This window comes from Paenochrobactrum glaciei (assembly GCF_039522165.1).
Taxonomy (GTDB): Bacteria; Pseudomonadota; Alphaproteobacteria; order Rhizobiales; family Rhizobiaceae; genus Paenochrobactrum; species Paenochrobactrum glaciei.
Genome location: NZ_BAAADE010000009.1, coordinates 14,117 through 37,188 on the forward strand (window position 1 = coordinate 14,117; position 23,072 = coordinate 37,188).

The 23,072-nt window shown below is 48.4% G+C and carries 21 protein-coding genes and 1 riboswitch; of the genes, 12 read left to right on the plus strand and 9 right to left on the minus strand.

The window, feature by feature from the left end; translation table 11 throughout:
* Window positions 1-29: 29 nt before the first annotated feature.
* The 4 genes from ABDZ76_RS14935 to repA form a co-directional block, all read right to left on the minus strand.
* Window positions 30-1,412: an aldehyde dehydrogenase family protein gene (locus ABDZ76_RS14935; RefSeq protein WP_343807133.1), complete on the minus strand. Its 1,383-nt coding sequence runs from the start codon at window positions 1,410-1,412 to the stop codon at window positions 30-32.
* A gap of 370 nt (window positions 1,413-1,782) precedes the next feature.
* Window positions 1,783-2,982: a plasmid replication protein RepC gene (gene repC / locus ABDZ76_RS14940; RefSeq protein WP_343807137.1), complete on the minus strand. Its 1,200-nt coding sequence runs from the start codon at window positions 2,980-2,982 to the stop codon at window positions 1,783-1,785.
* A 203-nt stretch (window positions 2,983-3,185) separates the two neighbouring features.
* Window positions 3,186-4,193, minus strand: a complete 1,008-nt coding sequence (gene repB / locus ABDZ76_RS14945) for a plasmid partitioning protein RepB (protein ID WP_343807140.1) — start codon at window positions 4,191-4,193, stop codon at window positions 3,186-3,188.
* Window positions 4,190-5,371 (minus strand): plasmid partitioning protein RepA, encoded by a 1,182-nt coding sequence (repA, locus tag ABDZ76_RS14950; protein ID WP_343807143.1) that lies wholly within the window; start codon window positions 5,369-5,371, stop codon window positions 4,190-4,192. Before repA ends, repB begins: the two co-directional genes overlap by 4 nt.
* A gap of 276 nt (window positions 5,372-5,647) precedes the next feature.
* Window positions 5,648-5,840: riboswitch (cobalamin riboswitch) on the plus strand.
* Window positions 5,841-5,936: 96 nt separating this feature from the next.
* Between repA and ABDZ76_RS14955 the strand changes: the two genes are divergently transcribed.
* From ABDZ76_RS14955 to ABDZ76_RS14980, 6 genes are all read left to right on the plus strand, one after another.
* Window positions 5,937-6,734, plus strand: coding sequence for a (2Fe-2S) ferredoxin domain-containing protein (locus ABDZ76_RS14955; RefSeq protein WP_343807146.1), 798 nt, complete (start codon window positions 5,937-5,939; stop codon window positions 6,732-6,734).
* Window positions 6,735-6,776: 42 nt separating this feature from the next.
* Window positions 6,777-8,267, plus strand: coding sequence for an ABC transporter substrate-binding protein (locus ABDZ76_RS14960; protein WP_343807149.1), 1,491 nt, complete (start codon window positions 6,777-6,779; stop codon window positions 8,265-8,267).
* A 9-nt stretch (window positions 8,268-8,276) separates the two neighbouring features.
* Window positions 8,277-9,197: an ABC transporter permease gene (locus ABDZ76_RS14965; protein ID WP_343807152.1), complete on the plus strand. Its 921-nt coding sequence runs from the start codon at window positions 8,277-8,279 to the stop codon at window positions 9,195-9,197.
* The gene (locus ABDZ76_RS14970; protein WP_343807155.1) at window positions 9,194-10,009 is read left to right on the plus strand and encodes an ABC transporter permease; all 816 of its coding nucleotides are present in this window, start codon (window positions 9,194-9,196) and stop codon (window positions 10,007-10,009) included. The genes ABDZ76_RS14965 and ABDZ76_RS14970 overlap by 4 nt, the downstream gene beginning before the upstream one ends.
* A gap of 97 nt (window positions 10,010-10,106) precedes the next feature.
* Window positions 10,107-10,361, plus strand: coding sequence for a helix-turn-helix domain-containing protein (locus ABDZ76_RS14975; protein ID WP_343807159.1), 255 nt, complete (start codon window positions 10,107-10,109; stop codon window positions 10,359-10,361).
* Entirely contained in the window at window positions 10,361-11,716 is a 1,356-nt protein-coding gene (locus tag ABDZ76_RS14980) for a type II toxin-antitoxin system HipA family toxin (protein WP_343807162.1), read from the plus strand. Before ABDZ76_RS14975 ends, ABDZ76_RS14980 begins: the two co-directional genes overlap by 1 nt.
* A 69-nt stretch (window positions 11,717-11,785) precedes the next feature.
* Here the strand turns inward: ABDZ76_RS14980 and bioB are convergent, their stop codons facing one another.
* Together bioB and ABDZ76_RS14990 are read right to left on the minus strand one after the other, a co-directional pair.
* Window positions 11,786-12,763, minus strand: a complete 978-nt coding sequence (gene bioB, locus ABDZ76_RS14985) for a biotin synthase BioB (RefSeq protein ID WP_343807165.1) — start codon at window positions 12,761-12,763, stop codon at window positions 11,786-11,788.
* The gene (locus ABDZ76_RS14990; RefSeq protein ID WP_343807168.1) at window positions 12,760-13,320 is read right to left on the minus strand and encodes a biotin transporter BioY; all 561 of its coding nucleotides are present in this window, start codon (window positions 13,318-13,320) and stop codon (window positions 12,760-12,762) included. Before ABDZ76_RS14990 ends, bioB begins: the two co-directional genes overlap by 4 nt.
* A gap of 546 nt (window positions 13,321-13,866) precedes the next feature.
* Between ABDZ76_RS14990 and ABDZ76_RS14995 the strand changes: the two genes are divergently transcribed.
* Window positions 13,867-15,012 (plus strand): calcium:cation antiporter, encoded by a 1,146-nt coding sequence (locus tag ABDZ76_RS14995; protein ID WP_343807171.1) that lies wholly within the window; start codon window positions 13,867-13,869, stop codon window positions 15,010-15,012.
* Between the two features lie 40 nt (window positions 15,013-15,052).
* On the opposite strand, the gene ABDZ76_RS15000 is transcribed toward ABDZ76_RS14995, so the two are convergent.
* The 3 genes from ABDZ76_RS15000 to mtnK form a co-directional block, all read right to left on the minus strand.
* Entirely contained in the window at window positions 15,053-16,006 is a 954-nt protein-coding gene (locus ABDZ76_RS15000) for a succinylglutamate desuccinylase/aspartoacylase family protein (protein ID WP_343807174.1), read from the minus strand.
* Entirely contained in the window at window positions 16,007-16,615 is a 609-nt protein-coding gene (locus ABDZ76_RS15005) for a L,D-transpeptidase family protein (protein ID WP_343807177.1), read from the minus strand.
* Window positions 16,616-16,793: 178 nt separating this feature from the next.
* Complete coding sequence (gene mtnK, locus ABDZ76_RS15010) at window positions 16,794-18,068, minus strand: S-methyl-5-thioribose kinase (protein WP_343807180.1); 1,275 nt, start codon at window positions 18,066-18,068, stop codon at window positions 16,794-16,796.
* A 245-nt stretch (window positions 18,069-18,313) separates the two neighbouring features.
* Here mtnK and ABDZ76_RS15015 point away from each other — a divergent pair, with 245 nt between their 5' ends.
* The 5 genes from ABDZ76_RS15015 to ABDZ76_RS15035 all read left to right on the plus strand — a co-directional run bounded on the left by ABDZ76_RS15015 (window position 18,314) and on the right by ABDZ76_RS15035 (window position 23,063).
* Window positions 18,314-19,087 (plus strand): FadR/GntR family transcriptional regulator, encoded by a 774-nt coding sequence (locus ABDZ76_RS15015; RefSeq protein ID WP_343807183.1) that lies wholly within the window; start codon window positions 18,314-18,316, stop codon window positions 19,085-19,087.
* Between the two features lie 120 nt (window positions 19,088-19,207).
* Complete coding sequence (locus ABDZ76_RS15020; protein WP_343807210.1) at window positions 19,208-20,236, plus strand: s-methyl-5-thioribose-1-phosphate isomerase; 1,029 nt, start codon at window positions 19,208-19,210, stop codon at window positions 20,234-20,236.
* 4 nt (window positions 20,237-20,240) lie between these two features.
* Window positions 20,241-21,059: a CoA transferase subunit A gene (locus tag ABDZ76_RS15025; protein ID WP_343807212.1), complete on the plus strand. Its 819-nt coding sequence runs from the start codon at window positions 20,241-20,243 to the stop codon at window positions 21,057-21,059.
* A complete protein-coding gene (locus tag ABDZ76_RS15030) occupies window positions 21,056-21,802 on the plus strand; it encodes a CoA-transferase (RefSeq protein ID WP_343807215.1) in 747 nt (248 codons plus the stop codon). Before ABDZ76_RS15025 ends, ABDZ76_RS15030 begins: the two co-directional genes overlap by 4 nt.
* A gap of 43 nt (window positions 21,803-21,845) precedes the next feature.
* Window positions 21,846-23,063, plus strand: a complete 1,218-nt coding sequence (locus tag ABDZ76_RS15035) for a CaiB/BaiF CoA transferase family protein (protein ID WP_343807217.1) — start codon at window positions 21,846-21,848, stop codon at window positions 23,061-23,063.
* The last annotated feature ends 9 nt before the right edge of the window (window positions 23,064-23,072 follow it).

The window sequence follows — 23,072 nt, forward strand, 5'->3', positions numbered from 1 at the left end:
ATTCCTCCCACTAAAATTATTTTTAGACCTTATAATCCTTCATAAACAGCCTGCACACGCGTGAAAAATTGTGCAGCTTCTGCCCCCACACTTGCTGCACCGATACCAGAGGCTTTCCAACCACCAAACGGCATATTTTCATCCGGAAAAGTACCATGGTTTATGTGCAGCATTCCTGTTTCGATACCTTCTTCAAACGCACGTACAACACTTAAAGATGATGCAAAAACGGATGCAGAAAGGCCGTAAGGCGTATCATTCACACGCTCGATTGCCTCCTGCACATCTTGGTAAAACTCAAGACCCAACAAAGGACCAAAAACCTCTTCCGTATTCAGGAAACAATCTTTTTCATGAACTTCCACCAATGTCGGTTCGAAAAAATAGCCGCCATTGTCATTTTTAGCAGGCTTGCCACCGATCAAAATAGAAGCTTGAGCTGGCTGGAGATCTGAAACGACTGAGGCGACTTTTTCGAATTGCCCTTTGGTTGATAAGGGAGCCAAGGTTGAGCGTGCATCATGACCAGCACCTGGTCGCAATGTCGCAATTCTGCGCTTCAGTCCCTCAATAACGTCATGACGTATTTTTTCATGCGCCAGAACACGACTAACCGCAGTACAGCGCTGTCCTGCATTGGCAAATGCCGATCGCACGATATGCTCTAATGCAGCATCAAGATTTTCCGGATCGTGCACAATAACAGCGTTTTTTCCACCGAGTTCTAAGGAAACTTCTTTCAAACCCTGAGCTGCACTGGCCATCACTAGCTTACCTACATCAGTCGAGCCAGTAAAAGTCACTGCCGCAATATCTTCTGATAAAATTGCGGCATTAGCCACTTTGCTGCCACCATAAAGTATTGTGACAAGATGAGCTGGTAATGTTTCGCAAGCCACGTCATAAAGAATAGTGGCGGCCCCCGGAGCATCACTTGATGGCTTTAAGACGATAGCATTACCGAAAACTAAAGCTGGAATAACTTTGCGTAGTGGCGTTAAAATTGGAAAATTCCACGGGGTAATTGCTAGAATAACTCCACGCGGGCGCCGGAGTTTCATCGCCTTAACATCGGGGCGCATTGATGCCATCACTTCACCCACCTGCTCAAGGCAACGGCCGAGCATCCAGCGCGCTTCTGTCAACGACTTGGCAACTTCACCTGCAGCCTCCCCTGCAAGTTTACCCTGTTCTAAAATCATTCTTTCCGCGATATCGCTGCTGCGTTTTTCTAAAGCATCAAGAAAATTACTAATGATTGTATACCGTTGACGCCCAGAAAGATGCGCAAAGCTTTTTTGTGCAGCTTTTGCTTTACTGAGCATTGTTGGAATGGTTTCTATCCCAGTTTCATTTCCTGTCCAGACAACTTCTGAAGGCTTCGCCGGATTATAAACGTTTATTGCAATCATTATGATTCCCCATGTAAGCGATTACATATTTAATGTAAGCGTTTACATTAGTCAATTTAATTCGTTAAATGATAATAGCATTAAGTTTTAAAGATGGACTGCACAGCAAGCATGAAGTAGCGCAACGTGTTGTTATAATTGTTTCATGCGCATCTTGAGCCGCAGAGGTTGTCCCTTGTGAGCATTAATTTGTTCTCAATTTTCGTCAGCAGCTTGATAGCATTTCATATAAGTCAAGAACGCATCAATGTTCATTCTTATTTACAATGCAGCGTTTCAATACTGTCTAAATTTTGCAATGAGACTTACACTAAAGCACCTCTGTTACAGATATAGTATTAATCATAAAAATTATCATACGAAATATGATCTATAATTTATACTTATTGATTGTTTTAAGGCTGGCCATAACCATTGCCGGAATAGACAACTCCCCTGCCCGTGCTTTATTTGTAAGCGTTCGCAAATAGCCGCCAGCTGACTGGATATGGTTGGAACGTTGTAAAATACAAGCAATTGCAATCGCTGTATTTTCTTGTCCCAGCTGATCAAGCGCATCCTGATAGGCTGAGGTGGAAATATCAAGATAGCGACGCAATTGTGCTGTCGTGATTATCAGATCGCGCCAGTTTTCAATTCCGTTGATTGCATAATCTGTAATTTCGGGACAGGCTTTTAAAACAAGACTGAGCGTGAGAGACGGATGTTTTGTTTGAACTTCAACATTGGCCGAAAAATCTGTTTCAATCTTTTCTAAAGCTGGTTCAGATTCAAATAAATAATTAGTATTAGATTCATTATGCTGCCGCTCATTTTGGCAGTCATTGCCGCTCATTTTCTTGGTATTTTCATTTAATTTCAGTGTTTTATCAACTTCCGTACGTAAAGCATTGAGTGCAGCTAAAATGGTTTCAAGCTGATTGAGTGTGGCACGGCGCGGCAGAGCATCAACAATGGCTCTAAAACCTGCATAAAGCACAGTCCAATCACCTGACATTTGCTCAGTGAGAGCCACATCGATAAGTTTAGCAATGTCACGACGCTGAAGGGTAATGCGTTCTCTGGTGCGTTTTAGTTTGAGATTAGCTTGCGCAACTTGGTCTGCTGCCTGAATAATTTCATCATAACGCACGAGCAGCGGAGCGAGCGAAAAGCCAAAGGCTTCCTGTACAGCACCCTGTTTGTCTTTATGGGCATAGCGCTTGCCGTTGGGGCTATCACGACGAATGATAAGACCGGCACTAATCAGCGCGGCTAAATGACGACGCAAGGTTGTGTCAGGCATGCCATGGGCACGTAGTGACAATTGCTTGTTGGAAGGAAAGACAACAAGACCGCTTTCTTCATTCAGCACTGTTTCAGGATAAAAAGACAAGAGAGCGCTGAGCACAGCTAAGGAACGATCGCTGACATTGAAGTGCGAACGACCTTCACAAAGGGCTTTATAAAGCTGCCATTTATCAGCTTTTTTATCTTTTATATCGGATTTACGGGCAAGATGTTGCGCTGACAAAAGGTCAAGCGATATCGTTCGCCCCCCGAAAGGGGTCGTTGCAAACTGCACATCCATGGTTCTTCACCCTCTAAATTCAGGCAAAAGAAATTTGTTCGCCCAAAAGACGTTCCAAAGGCTTGACAGGGATTCATGGAAATGCGATTCTAAACGTGCTTAAGGTTTGAGAAGGGCTTCCATGACGGAAACGTTTTGGTGGCCTTTTTCTTTTGCGGTTGCGCTCCTGGTTAAATTTTTATCATCGGACGATTTTCACCGCCCTATTGTCTCTTGAAGGCTGCGTATAACTCATCCAGCTGATTGGTAATAAAATCAGCGAATTTTGTACTGTCAGCAGCTTCAATCGATAATGTCGTTTTCTTCTGGCTCCTCTTCACCGACACATTCACTGCCCTATCTATAGCATTCCATTGGGTGCTGTTGGATAAGTTTTTCGGCTTTTGTGTAGGCTGAGCCTGTGCTTTTTGACGAGAGGTTAGCTTGCTCAGGATTTTGAGAAAGCGCTCATCAGAGCTTAATGCTTTAAAATCAGTATGCGAAAGCAGGGTTTCGATGGCGTGATCTGGTGTATTTTGTTGCCATAATTTGGCAAATTCTTCCCAACGACCGCGACCAATGCCGGGCGCTTTGCCAATCGCATAAAGAACTGACTTTGGCAGGGATTGCCCAATGCGGATCATTTCGGAAATATGTGACTTGCCGGTAGAAAGGGAAGCACAAATGGTTTCACGCTTGAAACCGGCCTCTTCCTGCGCCACAGCAAACAGACATTTTTCAATGAAGGAGAGATCTTCACGGGCGGTGTTTTCCTCACCCTGAAAGATTACCGCTTCTTCATCGCTTAAACTGCGAATGGCAGTTTTAAATTTGATGCCCAATTGTTTGGCGGCTGCCAAACGTCTACGGCCATAAACGATCTGAAATTTGCCTGGTTCATTTTCAAGCGGACGCACAAGACCCGGAACGATCTGGCCGCGCTCTTCAATGGAGGCAACAATTTCAGCAATGGCGGCATCATCATAAGCGCTGTCAAAGCGATCATCAATTGTGGAGGGCAGAATAAGTTCCGGCTCCAGCTCGACAATCTGATCGGCGTTTTTCAATAAACGTTCGGCCAGCTCGCTGCGTTCTTGCATATGGCGTACACCGGCAGCGACTTTCATCAGATGTGGCGAAGCCGAACGCGCGGTTGCTTGTTCGGTTGTCGCTTCTTCATCCAATTTGCCGAGAACGGCAGCAAACATGCCTCTTGAATCTTTACGGCTCATAATTCACGTCCCCATGCAGTTACAATGAGGTTTTCAATTTCTGCATTTGCAGCATTGATGGATTCAATTGCGCGGTCATAGGTTTTAGGTGCAGAGAAACGCGCGCGCTGCACTTCATAAAGGCTTTGCTTCCAAGTAAGAGCATCAGAAACAGCAGTTGATTTGGAAACGGCATTAAGCAGCAAATCTTCACCAAAGACCTGACGCATCAAAGCCTGCATATTGGCTTGCGGATGATCATTGGCTTCAAATTTGGTAATCAGGAATTTAGCAAAGTCCCATTGTGCCCCTGCCCCGGCTTCATCAAGGATTTGCATGTAAGATGCAGCAAGCTCCAAAAACTTGGCGGTGGAATCCACATCCAGCATTTGCGCCGGCACCGGAATGAGAACGCCGGTTGCAGCCGTCAGCGATGAAAGCGTGAGGAAGTTGAGTGATGGCGCACAGTCCAGCAGGATAACATCATAATCATCGGCCACTTGTTCAAGCGCTTGCGAAACACGCAGCAAGAAACCGGTGCCACCGCTTTTACGCATTTCAAGCGCTACGGAGGTTTCAAACTCGGTCAGTTCCAAACCGGCACAGATAACATCAAAACCGGCAATATGGGTTTTGCGTACAATCTGCTGTGTTGGGATCGGATCATCAAAGCGGATGGAGGAATAGAGCGTATCCCCGTCGCGATAATCAAAATCAGGCAAAGCACCATGCAGCGAGGTTAAAGATGCCTGCGGATCCATATCAACGGCCAGCACACGATAGCCGCGCAAAGCCAACCAATGACCTAAATGAATGGTGGTGGATGTTTTGGACGAGCCGCCCTTAAAGTTGGTGACGGCAATGATCTGGCATTCCTCGCCTTCAACGCGGCGCGGATTAATCCATTTTTTGCGGCCGTTTTCGGCCAGATACATCCGCAGCTCCAACACTTGTTCCAGTGTATAAAGACGGCGACCATTGGCCAGTGTTTCCGGTTCAGGCCCCTGCCCTTTTAACGAGACCTGACGAATGTAAGCTTCGGTCACGCCCAATAAGCCTGCGACCTCAGTGGAGGTGAATTTGCGCATGGTGCGGAAAGCATCCGGCGGATATTGTGCAAGGGATAAATTATTCAGCGCCTTGTCGAGCTTGCTCGAAAAGGTGTTCATAAAATGCAAACTGCTTAAATGACGAGACAACCGATTTCTCCTTAAACCGTATATTGCTCTAGACCACATATGGTTAACAAGCAGTTAACGACCTTCAAAATACGCAAACTTTCCGAAATACGACAATTTAGCGTAGCTTCAATATGTCCGATTCTGTAGTTAAGTGCAAATGCCCATTTTTACACGAGTTCCCAGCTGGGAACTTTTAAAATTGACGCTTCAATTCGTATCTCAGTGCTTGATAGTTCCCTGTTGGGAACAGTTTGGAAAGTGCCTCAATCCCGCTTGACTTATCAACGCCTCACTATAGTTTTGCACCGTCATGGTCTTCCGGTTGACGCCGGAAGCTTAAGAGGGAATCCGGTGCAAGACCGGAGCTGACCCGCAACTGTGAACGGCGAGCTGAAAGCTAATATGTCACTGACAGGAAACTGTCGGGAAGGCGGCTTGAAAGCACTGACCCGTGAGCCAGGAGACCTGCCCTGACGCGATGAATTCTGTGGTCGGGGTGTGCCGCAAGAATGCGCCAATGGGTGTTATTAAACCATATGCGCATTTTCTTTCCGCCTCATTTGGATTTGAGGTGGAGGTCAATATGGATCAGTTTGGAGCTTTAGAAGATCAAGTGCCTGTGGCAGCAGCCACACGAGAGGCTGTGATCTTGCTTGCTAAATCTGCCTTTGCCGCAGCGCCTCATCAGGATATGCAAAAGCTTGCCGAGCTTGCAGCCGTGCAATATCCGCAGGCTCACATTATCTATGCCTTTAGTGAGCAAGGGCGCCCGTCTTTCAAACAGGCTTTGCTGGAACTTACAGAGCAGTCATTTGATCAGATTTTGGTGCTGCCGCTTGTCTTGCCGATGGAGCCGAGCTTTCAGCTATGGATCACTAAAGCGCTGCGCCGCTGGCAGCAGGAAAGTGACAAATCATGGCCGGAAATTAAGCTGGGCGCGACGCTTGATAAAAGCCCGCATTGGGCGGAGCTTCTCAAAAACCTGTTGCAGCAGACAGTACAATCCATTCCCCTCCCCCCGCTGGAAAAACCGTTTAATGAAGGTTCGCTGATACCGGCGCAAAAATATCGCATGTTGGTGTGTGAAGGTCGTGCCTGTCAGGCGGCAGGGGCTGATGCGATTTGGTGCCACTTGCGCAATGAGCAGGAGCGGCAAAAATTACGCATCGTCGGAGACGGTATGATGAGTGCGCAAACCAGCTGTCTGGGCCCGTGCAATCTGGCGCCGGTCGTGCAGGTTTTTCCTGATGGGACTTGGTATGGCGGTGTCACTGAAAAAGCGATTGATCGCATCATCACTGAGCATCTGCTGGGTGGTCAGCCGGTGGAAGATTATGCCTATAGCGCTAGCGGTAAAAAGCAGCGCTTGCGCAAAGTTTAAAATTTCTAAGTGTCTTATGTCGCATCCTCAACGGAGATTATCATGCGTCCAATTTTAAAGAAATGGCTGGCTTCCCTCATTGTTGTATCGGGATTGGTGGGTGTTGCCTCAATTGCGCACAGCGCTGAAATTTTGCGCATCGGGCAAAGCTTTATGACCAATGGACTTGATCCGGCGAAAGGCTCTAACGGCTGGGCGCTGGCAAGTCATGGTGTTGGTGAAAATCTGTACACGGTTAATCAGGCTGGTGAACTGGTGCCGGAACTGGCGCAGACGGCCGAGCGCATTGATGATCTTAACTGGAAAATCACGCTCAAAAAAGATCGCTCATTTTCAGATGGTACGCCCGTGACGGCGAAAGCGATTGCTTCCGGTTTTGATAATACATTTGCACTCAATAAAGCGGCGCACGCAACCGGTGGTCTGATTAAGTTTGAAACGCCGGATGATTTGACACTGATGGTCAACACCGAAAAACCGGTGGCACTCATTCAGGCGCTTTTTGCCGAATGGCCGCTCATTGTTTATAAGCTTAACGACAAGGGCGAGGCGGTCTATACAGGTCCATATGCGATCAGCGCTTTTAAGGCTGATACATCGCTTGAACTGATTGCCAATCCGCATTTTGAAGGTGCAGAAAAACGCTCACCTGTTCATTTGCAAAAATTCGGCGACAGTCAAAGTCTGGCATTGGCGTTTGAATCCGGCGAGCTGGATCTGGCCTTTGGCCTGCCATCCGAAACTCTGCCGCGTTTGAAAAACAATTCTGATCTGGTGTTAAAATCTTTTGATGTCGGCTATCAGTATTTTGCTTTCCTCAATACAAGCCGCCCTGCCCTGCAAGATGTGCAGGTGCGCCGCGCCATTGATCTGGCACTTGACCGCACACAACTTATTCAGTCGATCAATGCCGGCAATATTGCCACTGGCGCTTATGCCGCTTATTTCCCGTTTGCGATGAAAGAGCCGCGTGTCACAGACTTAGCCGAGGCTGAGAAAATTCTCGATAATGCCGGTTGGGTGAAGAACGCGTCTGGTATTCGTGAAAAAGACGGCAAGCCATTGTCCTTGCTGGTTGCTACCTACTCGCAGCGTGCCGATTTTGTGACCATGATTCCGGTGATGAAATCAGCGCTGATGGCGATGGGTGCGCAGGTAGAAACAAAAATCGTTGAAAATGGTAATGAATATGGTGCTGAAGGCGATTTTGATGTCTTCTTATGGGCACAGCATACCGCACCAACAGGTGATCCGGCTTTCTTCCTCAATTCGATGTTGCGCACTGGTGCATCGCTTAATTTCAGTCGTTATGCAAGTAGCGCGTTTGACACGATCATTGATGGTTTTGCCAGTGAAACCGATATGGCAAAACGTGTAGACATTGCACGTCTGGCGCAGGAAAAACTGTTTGAAGATGTTCCGGCCTCCTTCCTTGTTTCTCCGGTTTGGACGGTTGGCCTTTCCAAGCGGTTGGAAAATTACCAGCCATGGGGCTCGGATTATCATGTGCTGCGCGCGGATATGGGCGAGTAAAATAGCATTATGATGCAGGCAATCATTCAACGTGTGACGCGCAGCGCTTTGAGCCTTTTGCTCATATCGCTATTGGCATTTTGCATTATAGCTTCAATGCCTGCCGATCCGGTGATGATTGCCATTCGTGCATGGAATCTTGCTGCCACTGATGAAACGGTGGCAGCACTGCGCACACAATGGGGGCTCGACCTGCCATTGTGGGAGCGTTATCTGGTATGGCTGAAAGGTTTTGTCAGTGGCGATTGGGGGCGCTCTTTTCGCACAGGCGAGCCGGTTTTAACTGAATTTTTGCGCCGCCTGCCCGTGTCATTAGCGCTTGGTTTAAGCGGTCTGACACTGGCAATTTTACTGGCTATTCCGTTTGGCTTTTTTGCAGCTCTGAAGCCCAAAGGCGTCATTGATCGTGCCAGCCGCTTTTTATCGATCTTTGTGCAGACAATGCCGGGCTTCTGGTTAGCGCTTATTTTGTTATGGTTCTTCGGCGTTTATTTTAAAATACTGCGTCCGTTTTCTGGCAGTTACAGCGCTTATATTTTGCCGATTATTATCATCAGCCTGCATTCGCTTGGTGTGCTGACGCGGGTTTATCGCCGCGATTTATTGCATACGCGTGAACAGGCTTATTTCACCACGGCACTGGCTAAAGGCCTATCCATACGCCAGGCTTGCTGGCATCACGGCCATCGCTCAGCCCTTTATGCGATGTTGAGTGCTGTGCGATCGGAAGCGGGATGGGTGATCGGCAGCACAGCAACGATGGAGATTTTGTTTAACTTGCCCGGCATCAGCCAGTTTTTGGTACAGAGTATTTCGGCGCGCGATCATATGGTTTTGATTGCTTATGTGATGGTGGTAGCTCTGTGGATGATGGTGCTCAATGCAATAATCCTCACGATATTAAGCCGTTTGGATCCGCGTGCCGCATGAGAATATCACGTCTTATCCCTTATTGTCTGCTCGGTCTGTTAAGTCTGTTTTTCGTGCTCGGATTTTTCTGGCAGCCTTATGATCCCGACATGGTTGATCTGGGCAATCGTTATGCCTCATCGTCATTCTCCCATTGGCTTGGCACAGATCATCTGGGGCGCGATTTACTTTCGCGCATTATGGTGGGCGGCTGGCGCACGGGGAGTGTGATTGTCTGTGTGATGCTCGTTGGTTTTTCGGGCGGGGCATTGTTTGGCACAATGGCTGCCGTTTTAAATGACTGGCGCGGATCGGCCATTTTGCGCCTGTGCGAAATGTCAATTGTGATCCCGACATTGATTATCGCTCTGACAGCAGCCGCCATTTTTGGCCTTACACCTTTAAGCGCGAGTTTGGCACTGGGGCTTGCAGGTGTTGGGCCGCATGCTTTGCTGGCGCATACACTCACGCGGCGCATTTTAGGGCGTCCGTTTGTGCAGGCAGCACATGCGTTGGGAGTAGGGCACATAAGGCTGATATTACGGCATATTTTGCCCAATAGTTTGCCGGTGATGCTGACATATGTTGGCAGTCAGGCTGGCATGGCGGTGGTAGCTTATGCTTCACTGGCTTTTATTGGTCTGGGTGCTGACCCTTCCAAGCCTGATTGGGGCTCGATGTTGTTTGAATATCGGATGTTTATCTTTGATTATCCGATGCTGATGATCTGGCCTGGCATGGCGATTGCGGTGACAACAGGTCTGCTTAACTGGATTTTTGATCCGGAAACTGAGGCTGAAAGCAGCTTGAAGGCAGAACAATCTATACGTTAAATAGAATAAAATAAGATTATACGGCAATCCGTATATTTTGAAATTATACGCTCAATCGTATATTGCCTGTTTATAGTCTATAGACTATAAAAACCCTATGAAACAATTAGCCCGCAGTCCAGAGCAGATAGGCAATCTTATTCGCCGCGCCCGTAAAAAGCAGGGGCTTAGTCAGGCAGAGCTTGGCGAGCGGGCAGGGTTGCGCCAAGCGAGTATTTCACTGCTGGAAAGCGGTAATCCGGCCATTCGGCTGGATAATTTGCTCAGTGTTTTGGTGGCGCTTGATCTGGATATGAACATCGGCACCCGCAGCCAGTCAAGCCTCAGTGATCTGGAAGATTGGCTGGATTAATGGCAAGGCGCGCGCAATATCGCCCGTTACAGGTGCTGTTAAACAATCGCTTGGTTGGGTTTTTGCGGAAATTTCCAAGCAATGCCATTGAGTTTCAATATGATGTCTCATGGCTTGAGCGTCCCAACAGCTTTCCGATTTCGTTGTCGCTGCCTTTGCGCGAAGATGCTTATCGGGGGGAGGTGGTGAGTGCGGTTTTTGACAATCTCTTGCCGGATTCACCGCATTTGCGTCGTTTGGTTGCCGAGAAAACCGGCGCGCGCAGTGCTGATGCCTACGGGCTCTTGCAAGCCATTGGCCGTGATTGTGTCGGTGCCTTGCAGTTTTTGGATGATGAAGACGATCATAGCCTTGAGCATAAGATCGAAGGCGAGGTGGTGGATGATAATCAGATTGAAGCCATTTTAAACAATCTGGCCTTGGCACCTTTGGGGCTGGGGCGGGATAGTGATTTTCGCATTTCTGTGGCTGGCGCACAGGAGAAAACGGCTCTTTTGCAATATCAGGGCCAATGGCTGAAACCTTTTGGCACGACACCGACGACACATATTTTTAAGACGCAGATTGGCACTTTGCCCAATGGCATTGATCTGACCAATAGTGTTGAAAATGAATTTTACTGCATGAGCCTGTTCAAAGCCTTTGGGCTGCTGGTTGCCAATGTGGAAATGCAGATTTTTGGTCAGACAAAAGCCTTGGTGATTGAGCGCTTCGACCGCGTCTGGCGGGAAAATGCCCAAAATAAGAGGGGAGGGGAGGGGAGAAGAGGGGAGCGCTTGTTGCGACTGCCGCAGGAAGACATGTGTCAGGCTCTATCCTGCCCGCCTAGCCTTAAATATCAGGCTGATGGTGGCCCTGGCATTGTGCAGGTGCTTAACCTTTTAAAAGCGGGAGATGACCCGCAAAGCGATCAAACGCGGTTTATGATTGCGCAGATTTTGTTTTGGATGATTGGCGCTACCGACGGACATGCGAAAAATTTCAGTATTTTTATGCTGCCAGGCGGTGGTTTTAAAATGACGCCTTTTTATGATATTTTGACGGTATTGCCAAATCTGGCGCAAAAAGAAATCAATCGCAGACAGATGAAGCTTGCAATGTCGGTGGGGCAGAACAAGCATTATCTGTGTCACGAAATTCAGCCGCGCCATTTTATGCAAAGCGCCACCAAAGCCGGTATTGCCAAAAATGTGGTGCGGGATGCGTTTGAATATATAGTTGCCCATTTTGATCAAGCATTTGAAAATGTCGTGCAAGTTTTGCCGGATGATTTTCCGTTTTCATTGCATGAACTGGTCAAAGCTTCTGCCGATGAAAAACGAAAACTGATTGAGCAATATTGCCAAGAGCTTTAGTTCTTTGGGTTTATAAGTATAAACGGCAATCTTAAAAGCTTGAAATCATTGACGATTGCCGTTTAAATTCTATTCAGCTGCTTCTGTGCACTGTGCCATATTGGCTGGTGCGAAGCGCATGCCAAGGCGATCAATCATGGATTGGTCCTGCCAGGCAGCCGGATTGCCGGTGGTGAGCAAAACATCGCCGACAAAAATAGAATTGGCACCGGCTAAAAAGCATAAAGCCTGCAATTCTTCACTCATGCCCGTGCGGCCGGCGGAAAGGCGCACCACACTTTGCGGCATTAAAATGCGCGCTAAAGCGATGGTTCTTACCAGTGCAAAGGGATCAACTGGTTGCGCACGCTGCTGAACCGGTGTTTTGTCGATCTCGTTCCAGAGATTAATCGGCACGCTATCGGGGTGGGCGGGCAATGTGGCCAGTGTCACAAGCATGGAAATGCGGTCTTCGAGCTTTTCGCCCATACCCAAAATGCCGCCGCAACAGACTTTAATACCGCCTTTGCGCACATGCTCCACTGTTTCCAAGCGGTCTTCCATGGTTCGGGTGGTTGCAATTTCGCGGTAATATTCAGGCGATGTATCAATATTATGATTATAAAAATCGAGCCCTGCGGCTTTGAGTTGCGCAACTTGTTCCGGCGATAACATGCCAAGCGTCATACAGGTTTCCAAACCCATTTCGCGCACACCTTTGACCATGGCGCAAAGCTTGTCCATGTCACGGTTTTTCGGGCTACGCCATGCAGCACCCATGCAAAAGCGTTGCGCACCTGATGTTTTGGCACGCCGCGCGGCCTTTAGCACATCATCGACATCCATCAGCTTGGTGGCTTTGACGCCGGTGTCATGGTGGGCGCTTTGTGAGCAATAGCCGCAATCTTCCGGGCAACCACCGGTTTTAATTGATAAAAGGCTTGCTGTTTCAATCACTGTAGGGTCGAAATAGTGACGATGAATGTCTTGTGCACGGTGCATGAGATCGGGGAAGGGCAGCGCGTGAATAATACGCGCTTCTTCCATGCTCCAGTCGGTGCGGATCATGGGTTTCTTCCCTTAGCAAAGCTTTGCCAGCCACAAATAAGCGCAACGCTTAAAGCGACTTTAACCAGATCGCCAAATAAGAATGGGGTGAGACCGGTGGCCACCAGATTGCTGGCGGGTACAAATGCTGTCAGCCAGAGCAGGCCGCAAATATAGGTCACAGCCAACCCGATCAGCATGGCAGCACCTGTGCGCAGGAGATTGCCTGAAGCAGCCAAAGTTGGTGTCAGCCAGCTGGCGAGCAAATAACCGATCAAATAGCCGCCCGTTGGCCCCATCGCATAGGCAAAACCGATGCCACGCTCAGGTGAGCCGGAAAAAACCGGTAAACCGCTTAGGCCAGCGGCGAGATAAGTGGCCATTGCCGCAAAACCGAGACGTGGCCCGAGAGCGACCGATAATGTCAGGACTGCCAATGTGTGTAAGGTCATTGGAACCGGCCAGAATGGGATTTGCACCTTTGCAGCGATGGTAATGAGAGTTGCTGCGCACAGCACAAGGCCAAATTTTTTGACCAAAGTGGAAGGAGCGAGGCTTTGTTTTGCCGTTACCAGCATATTATAATCTCCGATTATTCTGAATTATCTATAATAAGTGATCGAACTTTAAAAATGCAAGCTAAATAATCTATTATTTTTTAAGTGAGAAGGATTGCTGGTAATAATTATAGATAATTTAAATAAGTCATTATAATTATTATGTAAAATTTGAAATTTTAGCCGATTGAAATTAGAGGAATTTAGAGGAAGGGCATATATTTCCTGATTTCTACGATTTTAAATGGGAGGCGAGCAGATTTTTTAGAAACAGTTTTACAATTTTATCTATAATTTGAGTCGCAGAATAAACGCGAAGATGCAGCATTCATTCGCAGATCGGCGAAGGGGGAAATTGATCGACATAAGAAAGAGATTAAGCCTGCAAAACCTTGTTTGAAACTGCGGTGATTTTTATATATAAGGCAAAAGCAAGCCGGACGATTAATCCGGCATGTACATTATCTCGATGAGATAAGAGATCACTGCTTTTTTATGAAGCCGCATTCGGGACGACCCGAACAGTGTAATTCAGGCGGGGACGACCCCAAAAGTGGTTGTTTAAAAATGTCCCGACTGACACATTCCCCCCAGCTTGTCACCGCTTTCAAACTCATCACCATCTGGTGCGTGGTGGCTGTATTTTTACTGTTTGGCTCAAATTGGTTCAGTGCAGAAATGTCGCTTGGCACGGCACTCATCGGCTTTGCAATTTTGTTTACGACGATTTTGGCCGCATCTTTTGGTGTGGTGCATGAAGCGGATGAATTGGCGCAACAATTGGGCGAGCCTTACGGGACGCTTATCCTGACCTTATCGATCGTCTTAATCGAAGTGATTTTGATTGTTTCGGTGCTGTTGGGGCCGGGTGAGGCGCCAACTATCGGGCGTGATTCAATTTTTGCGGTGATGATGATCATCATGAATTTGGTCACCGGCCTTTGTTTGCTGGCCGGAGCATTGCGCCATGGCGAGCAGGAGTATAATGCTCAAGGCGCATTGTCTTATGTGTCGATGATTATCGTGCTGGCAGGCATGGCATTTTTGCTGCCCAATACATTGCTGCAAAATTTAGGTGGCTTTTCTGCCATACAGGCAGTGGTTATCGCCAGCCTAACGATCCTGATTTATGCGAGTTTTCTATATTTCCAGATGGGGCAATATAAAACGCACTTTCAGCAGCCGCCAATGGGGGCGATGTCGATTGCCCGCGTTGAAAGCGCTGAGGGCGAACAGGTTGAAAAAGTGCGGCTTGATATGCGCAAAAACATTGGCCATGCCATCAAGCTTGTCGCTTTCATGGTGCCGATTGTTTTGTTGTCCAAATATCTGGCAATCATCATTGATTATGGCGTGGCAACAACCGGCGCGCCGATTGCGCTTGGCGGTTTGTTGATTGCTATCATTGTTTTCACGCCGGAATCTATCACGGCGGTTAAAGCAGCGCTGAATAATGAAACGCAGCGCGCGGTTAATCTATGTCTTGGGGCATTTGTTTCGACGGTCGGCCTGACGGTTCCGGCGGTGCTGGCAATTGGCCTATTGACCGGAAAAACCGTGATCTTTGGTATTTCAGCCATTGAAACCGTGCTTTTTGCACTGACGATCGGTTTGAGCGCTTTTACCTATCTGGGGCAGAAAACCACCGCTATTCAGGGGCTTTTGCATCTGGTGCTGTTCGCGGTTTACACGCTGACATTGCTCACTGCATAAAATAAAAAAGGCAGCATTTGAAAATGCTGCCTTTTTAATATTAGCTTTTTAAGCGATCGCTGTCTTTGCAGAGGAAACAAAGCTCCTCATGCAAATCGGCTGAAAGCGAGGCAAAGATAATGGCGCCGTCATAAGGCATGACAATATCACGCCCGTCAGCACGTTTGCCGATAATCTCGCCTGCTTTGACCGCTTCACCGGCGGTAAAATGTTTGACCAGACGATCATCAGGATGCTGGCTTAAAATCGGATCGCAGATTTCTAAAGTGCGCGGGGCGGGCACTTTTGGCTGTATGCCTTTAATCATTCCCAGTGTCAGCATGCCGTTGACGACACAATCATAACCGACCTGCGGCCCTTGGGGGTCAAGGTGCTGGCCACACTCAACCGTAATGGCATAGCCGCCGGAAAAGCGCATATATTCAGTGGTTCCGACACCATGCAATGAGGCAAGATCTTCGGTCACACCCGCTTGGCGCTTCATTTCGAGCGCTTTTTCATGGGCAGGAAGCCAGCCATAAACGACCATCGGCAGGCCGAAGGATTTGACCAGTTTTTCTTCAGCTTTCGCATATTTGAAAGGCTCAAGTTCACCATCATTGTCATGCGGGCCGATAAGCGCAAAAGCGTGGCCTTGTGAATTAAATGAATGGAGGTCAATCAGCACATCAGCACTACGAAAAAGCGGGCACAGGACATTGGCCACACGGTCTTCATTATCCTGCGGAATGGCGCTTTCGGCTAAGTTGCGATTGAGATTACGGTCGCCGATACGAGTATTATTATGACGCGCCAGCCCATTAACGACCGGCACGAATGTCACCTGACCGCGCAATAATTGCCGTTTGCCGGAGCGGAATTCTTCCATGAGACGAGCAATTGCCAAGGGGCCAGCGGGCTCATTGCCATGCACGGAGCCGGTAACAATCAGGCGCGGGCCTTTATGCAGTCCGTAAAAACTGACTGTTTCGATCGAAGTGAGATTGCTTTGCATTTATTTGCCCGTCTTATCGCCAAGATTATCATTTGTGGCACTTGCTGATTGAATATCAATCATCATGCCTGGCTTCAAACGGCGGGCAAGTTCTTCCAAATGCTCATGCGCTACAACCACACAACCGGCTGTGCCGCTATAATCAGGGCGCGCCGCATGGATGAAAATTGCAGAACCTGTACCTTTAACCGGCACGGCATCATTCCAGCCGACCGGAATAAAGACATCAAACAGTCTTTCACCACGGCGCGAAGGCTGGTTTTCATCGGTTTCAAAAACGAGTTGATTGTAAAATTCACTGTTCGAATCTTCGCTCCAGCGATAATTTTCCGGCTTTGGCAAAAACGGAAAATCAAAGCTGCGGAAAGCATCACTGAAAACTGTAGGATCATAAAATCCATAACGCAGCGGATAGCGGCCAATCGGCGTTTTGGCGTCCCCTTCGCGCTTATCAGCAGCATTTACCAGACCATTGCGGCCGGTGGAGCATTTCACGCTCCAGTCGCCGATGGTTAAAATGCCGATATGAGGATTTTGTGCGTCCTGTCCGGTGCGCACAATAATAACCGGTTGCGAGAGCGTGGAGGCGTTTTCTGAGTGCGTTGTCATCAAAGCAAATCTTACACGTTAAAGGGCAACTAAACTGATGAGACAATTACATGGTTTGACTAAAAAACCAATAATGTAAGAGAACGAGATGATGGCGACTTTTAAAAGGCAAAAAGCCGGTTGCATCAGAAAAATTTTGACGCCGCCGGCTTCTCATTAGTTTTGCTTCAAAGATGATCTATTTTGCCTGTTTTGCAGGCTCCAGAAATTCAGCAATAGATTTATATTTCTTCGGGCTTTGCAGGATTTGTGCTGCAAATTGCAGGATTTTTTTCTCAATGCCCGCACGATTTTCATCATCTTTAATCATATCAACATCAATGACATGGGCGCGGCCAACGGTGCGGCGGATCATTTCTGTGGCAGCATAGCCGATACTGTCCTGCAAAAGATTGTCGAGATAATCATGCAGCACGGTGTCAAGCGCTGTAACAGTTGCGCCATTGGTTTGCGCAAAACCTTGATCACTATAAGCGCCCCCTGTCCGGCCTTCGTGCCAAAGATGGCTGAATTTTTCTATGAAACCTGACCAGATATCTTCGATCATTTTCAGCACAGAAAGGCGATAAGCGGCGCGGTCATTCTCCGCTGTTGCATAGGCTTCCTGTGCATAATAATTGATCAGCAAATTGCCGATCAGAATGCCGATATCAAACGCCATCGGCCCGAAAACCGCAAATTCAGGATCAATGACTTTGGTTTCATCCTCAGTCAGCATGATTGAGCCGGAATGAAGATCGGCATGAAGCAGAGCTTCAGAGCGGGTGAGAAATTTGTATTTGAGATCGGCCACGCGTAATTTCAGCGCCAGATTATTTTGGATGGCATGGACTGTTTCGTCCAAAGCCGGGCTTGTCCAGCGATTGCTGTCGGAAGCCATAAATGGCTCGTTGAAAATCAAGCGTTCGGTAATCTCGCATAATTCAACATTACGGGCGAAATAGGCCACCATTTCGCGCTTTTTTGACGGATCGAGTGCAAAATCCGAGGTGCCATAAAGACATTTGGCCAGATATGTTGAAATATGATCGGCAAATTTTGGATATTCCACGCCATCAATCATGCCTTTGCGCATGATGATATGGGGGGACAAAAACTCCATCACCATCAAAGACTGCTCGGTGTCAAAATGATGGATATGCGGAATGTAATCCGGTGCAAGGCGTGCAAATTCGCGCAAAGCTGCGGTTTCAAATGCCAGTCGCTCGCAGGTTAAGGCGCGTGCACCGCCTGACATGCGTGAATATGGCAGCGCCTGTTTGAAAGCGAGTGCCGCTTGCTTATTGGTGACGAAGAAAACAAAGTTTAAATTGCCGTCGCCAATTTCATCAACGCGCACATCGCTTAAATCATTGCCGAATATTTGATGAAGATGGGGCTGCGATGCGATGTAACGCTTTAGCGTCTCTTCATTAAAAGCTTTCGCCAATGGCTGGTTGGCTGCGTCCGTCATAATGCCTCAGTTTCCGGAAGAGATTCTGTCAGACATTTTGCAGATGTGTTTGAGTTTCCTCCAAATGGTTTTCTCAAAACAGGGGCAAAATGAGCATGATCTGACTATTCTCCCATTAATCAGATCATATTATTCTACGCATTCGTTTAATTATCATATCACAATTTAGAATTTCGCTGTCAATATCTATTGTTATAGAGCGCAGATTACGGCATGCTGCAAGGGTGGGAGTGAAGAAGGTAGCTATGAGTGATTTGAAAAACGACCTGACGGTTGAAAATTCTGCGGATACGACAACACCGCGCAATATCACGCGCCAGATCGCTGATGACATCCGTGATAGTATCTTGAACGGTGATCTCAAAATCGGTGAACGCTTGCTGACGGAAGAGGAGCTGGCGGAGCATTATGGTGTTTCGGGGCCAACCATCCGTGAAGTGCTGAAGCGTTTGGCTGCCCAGCATTTGGTGCGCTCCAAGCGCGGGCCTGGAGGTGGTACTTTCGTCAATCGCCCAAGCTTTGAACAAGCGCGCGAAAACATGGTCGGCATCATGATGTTGCTGAGCAGTCTCGGCTCGTTTTCTCTGGTTGATATTGCTGAATTTCGCCACGATACCGGGCTTATTTGCTTGTCTTATGCCGTGCAAAGACGCACCGATGAAGACCTGATCAATATGGAAAAATTGCTGTTACAGCAAGAAGATGCCTCGATCAGCGACGTGGAATTTTGCGCGGCTGATGTTGGTTTTCATCAGGCAATTGCGGCTGCCACCGGCAATGGTGTTTATAGCTTCTTCCTGCAAGGATTGCTGGAAGTATTGATTCCACCTGCCAATATGGTGATGTTCAAATTCCGCGACCGGATGATTATTTGCGGACTGCATCGTCGTATTCTGATGGCGATCTATAGCCGGAATAATCGTGCTGCCGAAGAGGCCTTTATTGAATTAATGGACTATTTACGGGTTAAATATGCGGAAGCACAGGACTGGCGCTCCAGTCATGAGGCTGTAAAATAGTCTTTTTTGGTATAAAAAATTTAAATATTGCAATTATTAAATTTTGATATGATAATATCTTTCAAGCGGGCAAATAACATATTGGGAGCGATATGAGCCTGCTTGGAGGAAATTATGCAAATGATCACCATGCCTACCATTATGCGCGAAAGCGTTTTGCTTGAGCCGGATTGCGTCCGTATTCTCGACCGACGCGTTTTCCCGTTTGAAACAACATTTGTCACCTGCAAGACAGTTGAAGATGTTGCGGTTGCCATCGAGGAGATGGTGACACAAAGCGGCGGCCCTTTTTATGCGGCCAGTGCGGGTATGGTATTGGCAGCGCGTGAAGCTGCGAAATTGAAGTCTGCTAGTGAGCGTTTGGGTTCAATGCAAAAAGACGGGGCGCGCTTGGTTGCGACCCGCGCCACCAATAATCACATTGCCCACGTCATTGCGCAGCTTTTGAAAGATGCGAAAAGCCTTGTGCTGGATGGTGATCGGTTTTTGAGTGACTTTGAAGCTCGTGTGCAGGAAATCTGGGCTGCCAAGCGCCAGACCGCACGTAATTTGGGTGAATATGGTGGCCGTGTGATTGAGGATGGTGATACGGTTTTGACCCATTGCTGGGCAGAATCCACCATTGTTGAAACTGCCGCCGCTGCCCTGCGGATGGGCAAAAAATTTCAGTTTTATTGCTCGGAAACGCGCCCCTATTTGCAGGGTGCTCGTTTGACCGCTCATAGTCTGGCTGAAATGGGCATTGAGGTAACGGTTATTACCGACAATATGGGCGCCCATGCTATGAGCCTTGGTAAAATCAGCCGTTTGATGACCGCTGCTGATCGTGTTTCGATGTCCGGCCATGTCATCAACAAGGTTGGTACTTTGCAACATGCGCTTTCGGCTAATCATTTTGGCCTGCCTTATTTCGCCATGGTGCAGACACCGGATAAATCAGCAAAAACGGCTGCTGATGTGCCGATGGAAGATCGCGACCCGCAGGAAAGCTTGCATTGCTTAGGCCTGCGCACTGCTTCTCCATTAGCTAAGGGCTGGTATCCGGCTTTTGACGTGACACCGCCGCATTTGGTGTCGGGCGTTGTCACCAGTCGCGGTATTTTCTCCGCTTTTGATTTAGGCAATTATTTCAATACGGATAAGGCATAAAGCCATGACAGAGCGTGTTAATCTGTCAGAACTGGTTGCGCGTATCCCGAGCGGAGCAAAACTGGCAGTGCCGGTGGATTATGCTGGTGTTTCAATGGCGGGCACTGCCGAAATCATCCGTCAAAATATTGGTGGTTTGCATCTTATTTGTGTGCCGACCGGCGGCATGCAGGTGGATATGTTGGTGGGTGCAGGTCTGGTTGCTTGCGTGGAAACCAGTGCTGTCAGTCTTGGTGAGGCAGGCGGGGCGCCATGTTTCAACCGTGCGGTTAAACAAGGCTCGATTAAACTGATGGATGCCACATGTCCGGCCATTCATGCGGGATTGATCGCTGCACAAAAAGGCGTGCCGTTTTTACCGATCCGTGGACTTATTGGCTCTGACGTTTTTAAGAACCGCAAGGATTGGAAACTGATCGACAATCCGTTCGGGGAAAATGATCCGCTTGTACTGATCCCTGCCATTCAGCCGGATTATGCGCTCTTTCATGCGCCGCTGGCCGACAAATACGGCAATATCTGGATTGGACGGCGGCGTGAATTGGCAACGATGGCTTATGCGGCCAAACACACATTGATTACGGTTGAAAAAATTAGCCAGGATAATCTGCTTGATGATGAAGTGATAGCGGCTGGTGTTTTGCCGGCGCTTTATGTGGATGCTGTCGCCCATGTGCCAAATGGTGCCACACCTTATGGTGTTTGGGGTGAATATCCGGCGGATGCTCAAGAAATAGCTGTTTACGCCAAGGCCGCACAGACAGAAGAAGGCTTTGCCGATTATCTGGCAACTGCTTCATGGATGCAGGAGCAAGGCGCATGAAACCCGTAACTGATCGTGAGCGTTTGATTGTAACCATTGCTGGTCTTTTGCAAGGAGTGCGCCATGTGGCGGTGGGGGCGTCATCTCCCATTCCGGCGGCAGCTTCCATGTTGTTGCGTGCGCGTGAAAAAGCGGCCGGTAATCTGCCTGTTCGCATTTCTATTCTTGGTTCGGTCAAACATAATTTCTTCACTAATGGCAGTGTGGAATTGTTTGATTGCGCAGCGCAGGGACGCATTGATGCGTTTTTCTTGGGCGGCGGGCAGATTGACGGCCAAGGCAATATTAATCTGGTGGGTGTGGGCGAATATCCGCAGAGCAAAGTGCGCTGGCCTGGATCTTTTGGCTCCAGCTTTCTCTATTTTCAGGTGCCGCGCGTCATTTTGTTTCGGGAGGAGCATAGCCCGCGTGTGCTGGTGGAGAAGGTGGATTTTATCAGTGCGCCGGGCACATCCGCGCCGAATGTCGAGCGTAATGGCGGGCCGCATGCATTGCTGACCAGCCGTGCCTTGTTTCATTTTGATAAAAAGAAAGCGTGCTTCGTGCTCAAAAGCATCCATCCGGGGCAAACATTGGATAATATTCGTGAAGCGACCGGCTTTGCTTTTGATGTGGCTGATGATTTGGGCGCAACGCCTGATCCTGACACCGAGACTTTGAAATTGTTACGCGGGGAGGTGCTGGAGGAGCTGGCTGAAACCTATCCGCAATTTGCAGAATTGATGACCGCTGATCTTCAATAGCGGTTTTGGTTCGGCGATTTTGAAAGAAATGTGAGGGGGCATAATGACAAATTCGGACAATCATAATCAAGGGCAACACCAAAACCACGCGCAGGGTGCGTTGGCAGGCTTGCGGGTGATTGATGTCAGCCGTGTTTTAGGTGCGCCTTACTGCACGCAAATTCTGGCTGACCACGGCGCGGAAGTGATTAAAATCGAGCCGCCGCAGGGTGATGAAACCCGTGGCTGGGGGCCGCCGTTTCTGGGCGATGCGGCCAGTTATTTTCTGGGGCTGAACCGCAACAAAAAAGGCATGTCGGTTGATTTCTCGCAAGAAGCGGGACGTGAACTGCTCTTGCACATGCTTGAAACGGCTGATGTTTTCGTTGAAAATTTTAAAGTCGGCACATTGGAAAAATGGGGCATCGGGCAGGAGATGCTGGCGCAACGCTTCCCGCGTTTAGTGCATTGCCGTGTTTCGGGCTTTGGAGCGGATGGTCCTTATGGTGGACGTCCGGGCTATGACGCGGCCATTCAGGCGCTCAGCGGTATTATGAGTGTGAATGGCGAGCGTGGCGGCGAACCATTGCGCGTTGGACTGCCGGTTGTTGATATGGTGACGGGTCTTAATGCTGCGATTGGCGTTTTGCTGGCATTGCAAGAGCGCAACACAAGCGGCAAAGGCCAGTTTGTTGAAGCGGCACTTTATGATTGTGGTGTTTCATTACTGCATCCGCATTTGCCGAATTTTTATCTCAACGGCAAAGTGGCAAAGCCTTCCGGCAATGCGCATCCGAATATTTCGCCTTACGACACTTATGCCACCAAAACCGGTGCTCTGTTTTTGGCCGTTGGCAATAATCGCCAGTTCGCCACTTTGTGCAAAATTTTAAATATTTCGCATGTGGCAGAGGATCCGCGTTTTGTCAGCAATGCGGAGCGCAATAAAAATCGTGATGCCTTGAAGGTCGAGTTGGAAGCCGCATTGGTTGACCATGAATGTGCGGTGATTGCTGAAACCTTGGTGACATCCGGTGTGCCATGCGGTGCCGTGCGCAGCATTGATGAAGTTGTCAATGATCCGCACACTCATGCGCGCGGCATGATTGTTGATATTGAGGATTATCGTGGTACGGGCAGTCCGGTGAAATTGTCACGCACACCGGCAAGCTACCGGATGAAACCACCAGCTTTTGCTGAACATACGGAAGAATTATTGGCTGAAGCAGGGCTGGAGTTAAAAGACTACGCTGCTGTTTTGCCACGCGAGATTACCACCTGAAACGCGCGC

Excerpts from the sequence above, each read along its gene's own strand:
- ABDZ76_RS14990 (WP_343807168.1), bottom strand. The coding sequence starts at position 13,320 with ATGCTGGTAACGGCAAAACAAAGCCTCGCTCCTTCCACTTTGGTCAAA.
- ABDZ76_RS14970 (WP_343807155.1), top strand. The coding sequence starts at position 9,194 with ATGAGAATATCACGTCTTATCCCTTATTGTCTGCTCGGTCTGTTAAGT.
- ABDZ76_RS14955 (WP_343807146.1), top strand. The coding sequence starts at position 5,937 with ATGGATCAGTTTGGAGCTTTAGAAGATCAAGTGCCTGTGGCAGCAGCC.
- ABDZ76_RS14975 (WP_343807159.1), top strand. The coding sequence starts at position 10,107 with ATGAAACAATTAGCCCGCAGTCCAGAGCAGATAGGCAATCTTATTCGC.
- ABDZ76_RS14995 (WP_343807171.1), top strand. The coding sequence starts at position 13,867 with ATGTCCCGACTGACACATTCCCCCCAGCTTGTCACCGCTTTCAAACTC.
- ABDZ76_RS14960 (WP_343807149.1), top strand. The coding sequence starts at position 6,777 with ATGCGTCCAATTTTAAAGAAATGGCTGGCTTCCCTCATTGTTGTATCG.
- ABDZ76_RS15015 (WP_343807183.1), top strand. The coding sequence starts at position 18,314 with ATGAGTGATTTGAAAAACGACCTGACGGTTGAAAATTCTGCGGATACG.
- ABDZ76_RS15020 (WP_343807210.1), top strand. The coding sequence starts at position 19,208 with ATGATCACCATGCCTACCATTATGCGCGAAAGCGTTTTGCTTGAGCCG.
- ABDZ76_RS15000 (WP_343807174.1), bottom strand. The coding sequence starts at position 16,006 with ATGCAAAGCAATCTCACTTCGATCGAAACAGTCAGTTTTTACGGACTG.
- ABDZ76_RS14965 (WP_343807152.1), top strand. The coding sequence starts at position 8,277 with ATGATGCAGGCAATCATTCAACGTGTGACGCGCAGCGCTTTGAGCCTT.
- repC (WP_343807137.1), bottom strand. The coding sequence starts at position 2,982 with ATGGATGTGCAGTTTGCAACGACCCCTTTCGGGGGGCGAACGATATCG.
- repB (WP_343807140.1), bottom strand. The coding sequence starts at position 4,193 with ATGAGCCGTAAAGATTCAAGAGGCATGTTTGCTGCCGTTCTCGGCAAA.
- ABDZ76_RS14980 (WP_343807162.1), top strand. The coding sequence starts at position 10,361 with ATGGCAAGGCGCGCGCAATATCGCCCGTTACAGGTGCTGTTAAACAAT.
- ABDZ76_RS15025 (WP_343807212.1), top strand. The coding sequence starts at position 20,241 with ATGACAGAGCGTGTTAATCTGTCAGAACTGGTTGCGCGTATCCCGAGC.
- mtnK (WP_343807180.1), bottom strand. The coding sequence starts at position 18,068 with ATGACGGACGCAGCCAACCAGCCATTGGCGAAAGCTTTTAATGAAGAG.
- ABDZ76_RS14935 (WP_343807133.1), bottom strand. The coding sequence starts at position 1,412 with ATGATTGCAATAAACGTTTATAATCCGGCGAAGCCTTCAGAAGTTGTC.
- ABDZ76_RS15030 (WP_343807215.1), top strand. The coding sequence starts at position 21,056 with ATGAAACCCGTAACTGATCGTGAGCGTTTGATTGTAACCATTGCTGGT.
- bioB (WP_343807165.1), bottom strand. The coding sequence starts at position 12,763 with ATGATCCGCACCGACTGGAGCATGGAAGAAGCGCGTATTATTCACGCG.
- ABDZ76_RS15005 (WP_343807177.1), bottom strand. The coding sequence starts at position 16,615 with ATGACAACGCACTCAGAAAACGCCTCCACGCTCTCGCAACCGGTTATT.
- ABDZ76_RS15035 (WP_343807217.1), top strand. The coding sequence starts at position 21,846 with ATGACAAATTCGGACAATCATAATCAAGGGCAACACCAAAACCACGCG.